This window comes from Vibrio sp. 2134-1 (genome assembly GCF_033339495.1).
Genome location: NZ_JAWOUS010000043.1, coordinates 1 through 12424, shown reverse-complemented (window position 1 = coordinate 12424; position 12424 = coordinate 1). Strand labels below are relative to the sequence as shown.

Below are 12424 nucleotides of genomic sequence, written 5' to 3'. Positions count from 1 at the left end.
ATGGTAGCGATGGTTGGCCCGATGGCGTTAGCAGGCGCTGGTGCTTTTATATTAGTCTCCTTTAAAATGCTTAAACGTCAGCCTGATGAACCAACAGAAGTGAGGGTCGGAGAACGTGAAGACTGGCTCTTTGCTGATTATAATAAGAAAAGGAAAGTAATTAAGTTCTTTTTTAAGTATGACAGGTGCGAATACCAAGATACTGCTCAGGAGATTACTTTTCGCTCACAGGGACGATTTTATTGTTACATTTTCTTTAAAAATGAAGCGGAATTAGAATCCATGGTCACGCAACTGTCAGAGGTCTACAAACTGGATTGTAAAGAGGTCAATGATCATAAAAAGCTGTTTGAAGCGAAGCCTGAACCTAGACTTTTTACGACTCCCGCTTATTATCGAGAATACCCTACCAATGAAGTGTTTGATTTAAGGGATGCGAAAGCGCCACTCCCAGAGTGTAAGTATCTTTACAACGGCAAGTGGCAAACCGAGTTTGAAATCGAACAATCAAAATCTGAACTAACGGCAGCCAAGGTATAAACCTTGGCTTATTTACCTTTTTACATACCCCATGAAAAGCTTTAGGTTTACTCTGATGTACAAAAAGAAAAATTGGTTCAAATAACGAATTTTTAACTCGAGGATAGGATAGTAAGCCCGAACCTTTCTATCCTCAACTAAACACCCATTTTGCACTGAGCAAATAATTGCTCACCATGCCTGCCAATATGCCTAAGCTCAAAGCCAAATAGACCATCAACCCTTGCGTTCCTAGGGCGAGCGTTACGCCTTTGAACACAATAAAGTTCGGCAAAGCACTGATACAGGCACTCACCATAAATTTTTGCCATTGAGCGAAAGGGTTGATTTTTTCTGCTTGAGAGAAAGTCAGCCAGCGATTGCCAAGCCAAGTCGTGGTTGCCGCAAACAAAAATGCAATCCCACGAGCCAGCATCAGCTCCAGACCAAACCAATGGAACAACACAGAAAAGATAAGGGTGTCGACCATAAAGCCGACACCACCTACCAGGGCAAACCTTGTTAACGAAGCAAGCCTTTCTGACGAAGCAAATTTTGGTAATTTGCGCATTCCGTTATCCAACCACACAGGTGTAGAGTGAGCGTTTCGATTTTGCTGTGAACTCGTTGGTGCAACTCAGCGCATTTTCATGAATCATGCTATCCACTTGCTGCGATTTACCAATCAGGTGGAATTTCTTCAGATTGTTTAAGTCATTCTTATCTTCAAGCTTTTTCGCCTGACCATGACTATAGAACTGGCCTGAAAACGGGCGCTTACCAATGTAGAAGACCGGAGCATTGTCATTAATTTGCGCGAAGATTATGCGGTCGCTGCGGCTATCTGCTTTGCCCATATTCAAAACCAACATCGCAATCATAAGCAGGGCTGGCAACACCGCTGCCGTTCCGGTCAACCATTTGAAATCGTGTTTATCCACCAGCATCGCAATCAAGATCCCCAACGCAGGCACACCCGGTAGCACGTAAGCAGGCAAAATATTCCCAGCCATGGTGAACAAGATCATTGGTGAAATCAGCCAACACATCAGGAAGCTAAACAAACCTTGATGATCGGTTTCAATGGCTTTGAGTACTTTACGACGTTTCCACGCCAAGATAGGCAATACAATTGACCAAGGTGCAGCCGATTGCAGCCAGAATACCCAGATCATCCCACGTGGTTGATCATGAGCAGAGCCATACAGATCCCCTTCCCAACCGCTGACAACAAAACGCTTAAAGTGCTCGCCAACAATGAAGTAATCAATAAATCCAGGCGTCGCCATTTCAGCCATGATGTACCAAGGTAGAGCAATCGCCAGCATGAGCGCCAACCCCGATACAATTGGAAAACGCTGCCACAGGGCTTTGAAGGCACCAAAGAAACCATGCTGAATCACGAGCCAAGGAAACACTGCGATGCCCATGATCACGATCGCCACTGGACCTTTTGCTAATAGCCCGCAAGCCAAGCCAAAGAAACCGAGGTAACCCCACAATCGGCTGTGTTTGTCTTTGCCAAGCCAGCAATAGTAAAAACCAACCATCGCCATCGTCATTGCCAATGTCAGTGCCATGTCTGTCATCACCGCACCCGCCGCAATTGAAAAGATGCCACACGTCGCCAGTACCAACGCTGCGATGACAGCATTAAAGCCAGCGCGATGCGCCATGAAAGCAACAAAAACAATCGTCGCAACGCTCGCTAACCAATGAGGCGCGCGCACTGCAAATTCATTCAATCCAAACAGCTCAATGCCATAAGCACTCATCCAAGTGAACAGAGGTGGCTTCCCCCAAAAAGGCACGCCGTAATCAAACTGTGGGGTAAGCCAATTGCCGGTTTCCACCATTAAGCGCGCCATTTCGCCGTAGCGGGCTTCTGTGGTGTCCATCAAAGGGTAAGCGGCAAGTGAAATAAGACGGAGTAAAAGAGCAAACGCCAACAACAACCACAGATGGGTTTTATTAATACTCATGATTACGCGGTTTCTCCCAGTTTAAACTTTATGGTTTGGATGGATTGATGTTTTGCAGGCTGCTCGTAAACAGACTGAACAAGATAAAGAGGACGTTGCTTGGTCTCGACAAAAATGCGGCCAATGTATTCGCCCAAAAGGCCAATCGACAGCAGTTGCACACCGCCCAACGCAAGTTGGACGACCATCATGGATGGGTAGCCAGTAACAGGCTCACCAAACACAACGGTTTTCATCACAATGAATGCGCCATAGATAAAGGCACTGAACGCCACTAACGCACCGGCAAGTGTCGCTAAGCGCAAAGGACGAATGGAAAACGAGGTAATGCCGTCCATTGCAAGGCCAATCAGCTTGAGGTAGTTCCATTTGGTTTCACCACAGAAACGAGCGTCACGCTCAAACTGAACCGTCACTTGCTTGAAACCCGGCCAAGAGAAAATACCTTTCATGTATCGGTTACGCTCTGGCAACGCATTGATGTGTTTAACCACTTTTGCGCTCAGTAGACGGAAATCACCCACGTTCTCCGGCACATCCAATTTCGCCATGCTGTTAAGCACTTTGTAAAAGCAAGCGGCCGAAAAGCGTTTGAACCAAGTTTCACCATGGCGCTCGCTGCGCTGCATGTTCACCACGTCATACCCTTCACGCCATTTTGATACCATTTGCGGGATTAACTCCGGCGGGTCTTGCAAGTCAGCATCAATCACGATCACCGCTTCACCTTGGCAGTGTTCCAGCCCCGCACTCATGGCGGACTCTTTGCCGAAGTTTCGGCTTAATGCAATACAACGAACGTCGCTAGAAGATTGAGAAAAGTTTTGCGCGATCATTAGGCTGTCATCTTTGCTACCGTCGTCCACATAGACGATTTCGCAGCGTTCTGGCATTTCATCCAAAACGGCGGCTAAACGACGATGAAATTCAGGCAAGACTTCTTGCTCGTTAAAGAATGGCACCACAACAGACAAAACTGTTTTAGGCTCAGTGTGTTGGCTCACCTTTGAAAAGGTTGCAGCGTGAATGTTGAAGGTTGACATGCTACTCTTCCACTAAATCCGATGAATGAATCCAGTCTACAAACATCAATGTGAAAGAGATGTTGTTGACATCTTTTTCACGTTCTTAGTGAATAATGTTCGGTTAAGACGAAGTCTTATTTTCGAAAACCCGCCCACTTGGAGAGAAATACATGAAACGCGTACTTTTAGTCGAAGATAATCGAGAAATCGCAGGCATGCTGTTCGATTATTTTGAGTGTGCAGGTATGGAACTCGATTATGCAGACAACGGCGAACTCGGCTTGAAACTGGCGATGGAAAACACGTTCGACATCATCTTGCTCGACCTCATGCTGCCACGCATGGATGGCCTGACCATGTGTAATAAACTTCGCGACGCGGGCAACAACACACCAGTGCTTATGCTGACGGCGCTTGATAGCCGTGACGATATGCTCAAAGGCTTCCAACACGGTGCCGATGATTACCTGACTAAACCTTTCGATCTGGATATTCTTGAAGCGCGCATGATGGCACTGATCCGCCGTTACCGTGGCACTGTCGCATCGAGCAAGTTGGAATACGGTGAAGTGTCTATTGACCAAAAAACGCGTAAAGCTTACCGCCAAGATAAACTGCTGGCGCTAAACCCCACCACTTACACCATTCTGGAAATGCTTGTGAAAAGCGCGCCAGACGTAGTGACACGTGAAGAAATCGCCTTCCAACTTTGGCAAGAGAACGAGCCGAACAACGACGTTCTGCGCAGCCACATTTACCAACTTCGCAACCAACTTGATAAGCCATTTGAACAACATGTGCTTATCACCGTACCGAAGGTTGGCTTCCGCTTGGAGACTGGTGCATGATAAATCGCTTACTTGCTAGCACGCAAAGCACACAAAGTATGACAGGGCGACTCGCTCTGTTTTTCTCTTTTGTGTCGGTCGTGATTGGCATCTTCTGCTTTTTGTTGATTACTGGCTCCCTGCTTTGGTCTGAAGACCGCGTGGGCGAGCGTCGTATTATGGTCGACAAAAAAGAAGCGATTGAACATTTCCAGTCCCACCCAGAGCAAGGCAGTATTCAGCTTGACCTGCTCACCACCGCTTACAACGACATCTCACTGGTTGCCGAGCGCTATCAAAAATACCTGATTGGTCAAAAGCACTTTCTTGATGAGGTAGAAGACGGCGAATACTCGCGCATGGTTTACATGAGCACCTACACCTATAAAGGCGTTGAGCATCCGGTGATTCTGGTTTCCTTGATTGATGAAATCGAGATCACCTCAGAGGAATTCATTCTCGTCGTCGCAATGGTGCTGTCCATTGTCGCCGTGCTGGTGTTCCTGTTTGGTAGCCTGCTGCTGCGTTTATCACAGCGCCTGATTGAACCCGTCAATGCGCTTAAAACCCAACTCGATCATCACCAAGGCGATGCCACGCAGACCTTTAGTGTGCCTGAGGGCTCAGCCAAAGAGTTCCAAACTCTTGCGGATGAGTTGAATGAGTACCGCCATAAAATCAACCAAGTCATCAAGCGTGAGCAAGCCTTTGCACGATACGCAAGCCATGAACTGCGTACACCGTTAACCGTAATGAAAGGCTCAAGTAGCTTACTAGCTAGAAGTGCGAACACGGATTTCCAAACCCGCCAAGTGAACCGAATTCAAGATGCGACGCAGCAGATGTCGACCATGGTGGATGCCCTACTCGGCTTAGTACGTTACGAGCGCAATGCAGATGATTCACCAGTACGAAGCATCACCGAAGAAGAACTCAACCAAATCATCTTCCAAAGCCAAGCTCAGGCGGATGAGAAAGCACTCAGCTTTGATGTTCAGATCGACGGCAACCCTAGAACGCGCGCGACCAATGCCGTGTTGACCATAATTCTTGGTAACCTGATTCGCAACGGCATCGCTGCGACACCTTCGGGATCAATTCATATCAATATGGATGAAAACACCATCTCGGTGCGCGATGAAGGTGAAGGCTTTTCGACCATTCCACATTCTGATGGGCACGGATTAGGTTTGATGATTGTGGACGATTTGTGCCAACGCTATGGCTGGCAATTTAAGATTGGTACACATCCAGAAGGTGGTTGTGAGGCGGTGATTGATCTTACGTCAGAGCATCAAGAGGCTTGCTCAGAGTAACTTCCCCAGCGCCTAATTCAATTGAGAGGTATCGACTTTGCTCAGTATTAAAACGAGCAATTCGATACCTCTTTCTAATTTCAATTGTATGAAATCTTATGCGGCAAGCGCTGCTAGTCGATTGAATGCTTGCGATGCCGATTCCGACGCTTCACACACTGAAAACATATCTTCGATAAAGCACTTCAACGCTCTCGATTCAATGGTTCGGATTGCCGCTTGCTGCTCGTCCGATAAATAGCCGTAAATGCTCGCCGCACCAAAATCGCCGAAGATCATCTCACCTTGGTCATTCACCAAAGTATTGTGCGCATACAAATCGCCATGGCACACCTTGTTATCGTGCAGATGATTAAATACGTCCACCATTTGCTCAACAATGGAATTCACTTGCTCGACCGATAGCGTAAACCCTTGTGGGAATGTATCTCGGGTGCAAGTTTCCAGTGTTGGCGGTAAACCCAAGTTGTAGTAACTGTTTGGGATCAGCTCCATCACTAAAGCAAGCTCATTACCGTCATCTACTTGCGCGATGGATTTCACCAAGTTGTTGTGATGCCCGGCTTGCAAACATGCTTCAAGCTCATCATGTGGGTAACCGTCACTGGTCACTTCGCCCTTGAACACTTTCACCGCTACTTCATTCGGGAAGTCGTATTGAGCGTCAGTCCAGTTAGCATGAGAAATCACGCCACTCGCACCTTGACCAAGAACATGGTTAAGTGAGTAACTGTTTGTGGTCACCTTCGGCACACTGTCTAACGAAGATGGGTGTTTGCAGAATGGGTTACCTGCGAACGCAAACCATGCCAATTTAGGCAGCTTCATCAACACATCCGGGAAATGCTCTAACTGGTTTGCAGATAAACGAATCAATTCTAAATTGACCAAGTTTTCCATGCTGTTTGGCAGTTGTTTGATGCGATTGCCCGCCAAAGCAAGCTTTCTTAGGCGCGGTCTTTCACCCAGGCTGTTTGGCAGAACTTCAATCTCGTTGTCGGTCAGAATCAGCCAACGTAACTGAGTTGGTAGTGAGGCTTCACTGACTACTTTGATCTTGTTGGTTTTAAACCCAACCATCTCAAGGTTTGGCAGCTTGCCCAACACCTCTGGCAGATGGGTGAACAGGTTGTTGGAAGCAAAGATGATTTTTAGCTTGGTCAGCTGTTCCAGTTCTGGTGGTAAATCTGACAGTGCGTTGCCAGATAAATCTAACACTTCAAGCGTTTCTGCAAGCTCTAAAATTTCCATAGGAAACTCAGTTAGCCCTTCCGCCAACTTCAGCTGTTTCGTTCCTACTAATTGTCCTGTTTTTAATTGTTCTAGAGTTTGCAAAACCAAGCCTTCTGATTGAATGGAAATAAGCGGAGTAGTGTACGTGGCTTGAGGGAGAAAGGCGAGACATGGGGTGGAATAGCATGGAATCAAAGCAACCAAAGGATAGAAGTGAAACCATTGCAATGGTATTACAGCACCGGTGAGTGCGAGTCAAAACATCAGGAATAACCGAAATGGAAGTCCTGAAACACAGACTTTTTATCTGGGTTTAATGGCGTTACACTACGCGCCCTTTTTAAATGGCAAAGGTGACACGGTTTATTCCGTCAGCATCGACATGAAACTCTCAGAAAGTCCTATCACCCAACATAGCTTTAATGGGCGCAAATTTTTCCTTAAACGTGATGACATGCTGCATTCTCACTTTTCTGGGAACAAAGCACGTAAGTTTATGGCGTTGATGGAAACGCAAAACAGCGACATCAAAACCCTCATCAGTTACGGCTCTGCTCAATCCAACGCGATGTATTCGCTAGCGGCTCTCGCCCAGATTAAAGGTTGGGCATTTGAGTTTTATGTTCATCACATTCCATCTTGGCTAAAAAGCTCCCCCATCGGAAACTATCGCGGCGCTCTCGATTTGGGTATGAAAATCACCGCCATGCAAGACATCGGTAGCGAACTCCACCCTAGTGAATACATCCACCAGGTACGAAGATTAGATGAGTCGACATTGCTTATTCCAGAGGGTGGACGTTCCCACCTCTCTGAAGCTGGCATCAAACAGTTAGCACGAGAAATTCTTGATTGGACGCGATTGAGAGGTAAAGAACAGTTTACCGTCGCCCTGCCATCAGGCACTGGCACGACCGCTTTATATCTTCATAAACATTTAAGCCCACACGGCATAGAAGTGCTAACTTGCCCTTGCGTAGGCGATGTAGATTACTTAACTGAGCAGTTCAACCAGCTCTGTGAAAACAGCCACCCAACCATTTTAACCATCCGCAACAAACACCATTTTGGTCGCTTGTACGAAGAAGATTACATCACATGGAAAGCGCTCTTTGAGCAAACCGACCTCGAATTTGACCTGTTATACGACCCGTATATGTGGCAATGCCTCACCCCTTGGTTGGAAGAGAACACTGATAAAACGGTGATTTACATTCACCAAGGCGGGTTACTTGGCAACGAGTCGATGTTGCCAAGGTATCAACGAGAATTTGAATAGCGTGTTCAAATAAAGTTGTTGCTGATTACAGTGATTCCACTATTTGATGAGCGCCAGAATTTCTTTGAATTCAGGTGCTCGGCAATCTTCGACCATTTCATACAAACACATTTCTAACCCAGTGAGCACCACACCGTTTGCGGTTAACTTCGCAAGAGCGAGCGCTTTATTGGCAGCGGTTCGGGAAGATACACAATCCGTGACTAATTCAACGCGATAACCGGACTGACGCAGAGAAACCGCGGTTTGATAGACGCAAATGTGGGATTCAATACCGCAAACCAACCAGGTATCAACTTTCGCGTTCTCCACCGCGACCTTAAACGTCGCCTCTTTGCAACCATCAAACGTGTACTTGGTAATAGGTAAATGCGTGCTTTCAAGCACTTCACGAATCGGCTCCGCGGTTGGGCCCAATTTTTCTGGATTCTGTTCTAGCCACAGAATAGGCAAATCTAGTGCTTTGGCGCCCTTTACCAGTTTCGTGATATTTTCAATCAGAGCGTCGCTTTCATGCATTAATGTAGCGAGTTTGCCCTGAACATCCACCACAATCAGGCCCGTGTTTCCTTTCGATAACATTTCCATCTCCTATCTTGTGCGACCACAAACCATACTCAACAAGTTGAGCAACAGTTAATGTATCAGAATCCTTTCATGTTAGAGCACTAAAACCTAGAAAGATGACCTTCGCTCACACATTTGCTCTTAGTTAAGAGTGGTTTGAACTGACTATTTAAATTTCTCTCGAATTAGCTCAATCAAGGCTTTGACTTTATTGGGCAGAAATAAGGCCGAGGGATAAATCAGAGTAAGATGCTGCTTCGGATGCGCGAATTGAGGCAGCACCTCGACCAACAAACCATCTCGCAATGCAGGCTTGGAATGAATTTGTGGAATAAACGCGATGCCGTTTCCTGCTATCGCCATCGAGCGCAGCAAGTTGAGATCGTCCGATCGCAACGCGACATGTAAATCTGAATCGAGCAAATCGGCATTGTAACGATTAGTTAAAAGGCGATGCTGCTTAAGATCTTCCACCGTTTTTACTGGCGGATGCGATTCTAGATAAGCTTTTGACGCAACAAAGTGACTACGATAAGGCAAAAGACTGAACTGCACATAGCTGTCATCGGTAACTTTGACCACGCTCGGAAGAAGCTGTAAATCAAACGATTGACGCTTGAGATCGACACTCTCTTGATGGTTTTCAATCTCGACCGAAATCTCCGGATACCGCGTTGTGTACTCGGTGATGATCGCGTTAAACGCGGCAGAGCTCATCAATGCGGAAGGAATGGCTAAACGCACTTTGCCCGTCAGCTCTTGTTGATATTCGTGCATGGCATTTAAACCTTGCTGAATATGGTCAATAGGCTGCCCCACCAACTCAAACAAACGTTTCCCGTGCTCCGTCAACTCAATGCTGCGTGTTGTGCGGATCAAAAGCTGTACCCCGAGCGATTTCTCTAATTCTTGCAGGCGACGACTCACTTTTGAGCGTTGTAGTTGATTCGCCTCTGCCGCTGCACTTATACCGCGGTGAACCACCGTCTGAGTGAATAGATAAATATCATCAAAACTAACGTTCATTGTCCTATTTTTAGGTCATTTATGTTCGTATTATCATTCTACTGAATTGTGAGTGACTTCTCTATAATCCGCTATCCAATATGTTTAACGGAACTTGTAATGACGGCTGACCAAAAATTCAAACACTGGATGCGAACTTTGATTGTCCTGTTCATCGTACTATTTTTGTACATTATCATTGCTGACCGCCACGCCCCCTTAACGACCGAAGGACGAGTGCAAGGATACGTTGTCCAAGTCGCGCCCGAGGTATCTGGTAAAGTGACCGACGTTCTCATCGAGAATAACCAGTCCGTTCAAAAAGGCGATGTGTTGTTTACGATTGATGATCGTAAATACAAAATAGCACTTGAACAGGCGGAGCTGTCTCTGCAATCCGCTTATGAAAAAGAAGCAACGCTGTATTCTCAACGCGAAGCCGCTCTTGCCAATATTGCTCGCGCACAAGCGACATTTGATAATGCACACCGCGAATACAACCGCTTACTGACGTTATCGAAGCAGAAAGTCATCTCTCAATCGACACTCGATAATGCCTTTGCCCAAAATCAGGTATCACGTGCAGCGCTTAAAGCGGAACGACAAAACTTAAAAGTAATTGAGGCGCAGTTAGGCGCTCAAAAAGGTCAAAGCACTGCCGTTCGAATTGCCAAAAATGGCATCGAAAAGGCGCAACTTGATTTGGCAAATACCGCAGTACTCGCTCCCAGTGATGGTGTCGTGACCAACCTGCAACTAGAAGTTGGCACGATGGCAAACACCAACATGCCATTGCTGACATTTGTACCAACAGGATCACTCTGGGTAGCCGCTGATTTTCGTGAAAAATCCGTCGCGAACATAGACAAGACTTTCCACGCCTTGGTCACATTTGATGCCAACCCAGGTTCGGTGTACGACTTTGATTTAGCTAGCCGCGATTACGGTGTAGCAGCCGCACAACAAACGCCTAATGGCGCACTAACCAAAGTGGAAGTGAACAACCGCTGGGTACGTGATGCGCAGCGTACACGAGTGAACCTAACCAGCAGCGAAGAGTTACCACCAGCACTGTTTGTCGGCTCTCGCTCTACCATTGTTTTGTACCCAGACAACAGCATTTTCTGGCAGTGGATGGCGCAAGCACAGATTCACCTCGCAAGCTGGTTCCACTTCATTTACTAGGCGGCGACAATGAAAACCTTACGAATTTGGTTCGGCTGCTCTTTAGGGCTTGCGCTAAGCATGGTCTTCGGTTGGTCTTACGGATTTTTTGCCATCATGATGCCGCTGTTTATATTGGGCAGAATGGACAACTTTAATCTTTCGGCTTTATTGATCGTGTTTTTCTCTGCGGTGTGGACAACCATACAAGCCACATTTTTGCTGGAATACTTGCAGTTTCATCCAACATTAATGACCGTTGCCGTCGGAATCATGATGCTGTTCAAGTGCATTGCAATGATGAACCAGAAAACCTATTTGTTTGGTTACATGGGGTTGTTGGTGGGTTCAATTGTGTTGAACTTTGCCAGCTATAACTTCATGGATATTGAAGAGTTCAACGTCAACATGTGGGTGATGGCGTTCAGCAATATTTTTGTTTGCGCATTCGCGTATTGGTTGTTCCCGGAGCCAAAATCCCCCGCCGAGCACATTGATATGTCGACCCCAGTGAAAAGCGATATTGACTACATCAGCCAAGTTACCATGGGCTGGGTAGTGGCGATGGCGGCGTTTATTGTATTCCAAGTAGCGGACTTATATGACTCGCTATCCGCACAAGCTTCCATTTTGATCATCCTAACCCCAATGACTTTAGCGGGCTCGCTCGCCATGGCAAAAATCCGCATCATCGGCACCGCACTAGGCTGCATCGCAGGGATGGCTGTTCAGCTCATATTGGGCAGTTGGTATGGGCATGGGCTACTCTTTTGGCTCGCCTTTACCATTGCAATGGGGCCATTCTGCTCGTGGCTCACCAAGGGGCAAATTAAAGCGGCTATCGCGTTTTCTGCCATGTCTGCCCTATCGGTTCCGCTGACGACCTCATTGGTGCCAGAACAAAAAGACGCGTTCTTTTCAATCTTGTACCGTTTCAGCTCGATTTTCGTCGCGGTTCTGCTCACCGCGATGGTGATGTGGGTAGTGCATCACTGGATTCGTGTAATGTTGCTAAAGCATCCTGAGATGAAGAACGTGGAGTTGAATTAAACCTGGCCGAGGCTGGAAACGGGAAATGTATGTCGCTCACTTTACTGTGAGCGGCATTTTTATTTAAAACGGTCACCCTAAACATCGAGGAACGAGCGTGGTTCAGGATCGACTCACCGAGTGCTGTGAAGTTCTAAGGTTATCGTCATTTCCTAGCGAGCTGTAACCCGATTCCTAGTCTCACTTAAACTCGCTGGAATGACCCTATCTTGGAGCTGCTCAAATATCGGTTTTGTGGCGAGCGATGTATCTTCCAACATCCATCATCCTGAACAGCGAGGGACGAGCGTGATTCAGGAGCTACCCACCGAGTGCTTTGAAGTTCTAAGGTTATCGCCATTTTCCAGTGAGTTGTTAGTAGATTCCTAGTCTCGTCTAGACTCGCGATGTATGGACTCCCTCCCTCTGGAGGGAGCTAGAATTTATGGTGTCAAAGCCTAAATCTAAGGAGTCCATA

Annotated in this window: 11 protein-coding genes and 1 pseudogene; 6 read left to right on the top strand and 6 right to left on the bottom strand. The window is 46.8% G+C overall.

Annotated elements, in window-relative coordinates; translation table 11 throughout:
• A pseudogene (locus R7R78_RS23160) lies at positions 1–540 on the top strand (hypothetical protein); the annotation flags it as partial.
• A 133-nt stretch (positions 541–673) separates the two neighbouring features.
• On the opposite strand, the gene R7R78_RS23155 reads toward R7R78_RS23160, so the two are convergent.
• Genes R7R78_RS23155 through R7R78_RS23145 form a run of 3 tightly spaced genes read right to left on the bottom strand, consistent with a single transcriptional unit; the run spans position 674 to position 3544 of the window.
• Positions 674–1090 carry a GtrA family protein gene (locus tag R7R78_RS23155; RefSeq protein WP_225474298.1) on the bottom strand — a complete coding sequence of 139 codons (417 nt, stop codon included), beginning with the start codon at positions 1088–1090 and terminating at the stop codon, positions 674–676.
• A gap of 4 nt (positions 1091–1094) precedes the next feature.
• Positions 1095–2501, bottom strand: a complete 1407-nt coding sequence (locus R7R78_RS23150) for an ArnT family glycosyltransferase (RefSeq protein ID WP_225474297.1) — start codon at positions 2499–2501, stop codon at positions 1095–1097.
• 2 nt (positions 2502–2503) lie between these two features.
• The gene (locus R7R78_RS23145) at positions 2504–3544 is read right to left on the bottom strand and encodes a glycosyltransferase family 2 protein (protein WP_225474296.1); all 1041 of its coding nucleotides are present in this window, start codon (positions 3542–3544) and stop codon (positions 2504–2506) included.
• 152 nt (positions 3545–3696) lie between these two features.
• Here R7R78_RS23145 and R7R78_RS23140 point away from each other — a divergent pair, with 152 nt between their 5' ends.
• Together R7R78_RS23140 and R7R78_RS23135 are read left to right on the top strand one after the other, a co-directional pair.
• Entirely contained in the window at positions 3697–4374 is a 678-nt protein-coding gene (locus R7R78_RS23140) for a response regulator transcription factor (protein ID WP_005389368.1), read from the top strand.
• Complete coding sequence (locus tag R7R78_RS23135) at positions 4371–5669, top strand: sensor histidine kinase (protein WP_213871713.1); 1299 nt, start codon at positions 4371–4373, stop codon at positions 5667–5669. The genes R7R78_RS23140 and R7R78_RS23135 overlap by 4 nt, the downstream gene beginning before the upstream one ends.
• 96 nt (positions 5670–5765) lie before the next feature.
• Here the strand turns inward: R7R78_RS23135 and R7R78_RS23130 are convergent, their stop codons facing one another.
• The gene (locus R7R78_RS23130; RefSeq protein ID WP_225474295.1) at positions 5766–7004 is read right to left on the bottom strand and encodes a leucine-rich repeat-containing protein kinase family protein; all 1239 of its coding nucleotides are present in this window, start codon (positions 7002–7004) and stop codon (positions 5766–5768) included.
• A 280-nt stretch (positions 7005–7284) separates the two neighbouring features.
• On the opposite strand from R7R78_RS23130, the gene R7R78_RS23125 reads away from it, so the two are divergent.
• Positions 7285–8181 (top strand): 1-aminocyclopropane-1-carboxylate deaminase/D-cysteine desulfhydrase, encoded by an 897-nt coding sequence (locus tag R7R78_RS23125; protein ID WP_225474299.1) that lies wholly within the window; start codon positions 7285–7287, stop codon positions 8179–8181.
• 39 nt (positions 8182–8220) lie between these two features.
• Here R7R78_RS23125 and R7R78_RS23120 read toward each other — a convergent pair whose 3' ends face one another.
• A complete protein-coding gene (locus tag R7R78_RS23120; protein WP_054701260.1) occupies positions 8221–8763 on the bottom strand; it encodes a hydrolase in 543 nt (180 codons plus the stop codon).
• 150 nt (positions 8764–8913) lie between these two features.
• Positions 8914–9774, bottom strand: coding sequence for a LysR family transcriptional regulator (locus R7R78_RS23115; protein ID WP_086046918.1), 861 nt, complete (start codon positions 9772–9774; stop codon positions 8914–8916).
• A 99-nt stretch (positions 9775–9873) separates the two neighbouring features.
• Here R7R78_RS23115 and R7R78_RS23110 point away from each other — a divergent pair, with 99 nt between their 5' ends.
• Both R7R78_RS23110 and R7R78_RS23105 read left to right on the top strand, forming a co-directional pair.
• Positions 9874–10938 (top strand): HlyD family secretion protein, encoded by a 1065-nt coding sequence (locus R7R78_RS23110; protein ID WP_225474294.1) that lies wholly within the window; start codon positions 9874–9876, stop codon positions 10936–10938.
• A 9-nt stretch (positions 10939–10947) separates the two neighbouring features.
• Positions 10948–11967: a DUF2955 domain-containing protein gene (locus R7R78_RS23105; RefSeq protein ID WP_225474293.1), complete on the top strand. Its 1020-nt coding sequence runs from the start codon at positions 10948–10950 to the stop codon at positions 11965–11967.
• Positions 11968–12424: the final 457 nt, after the last annotated feature.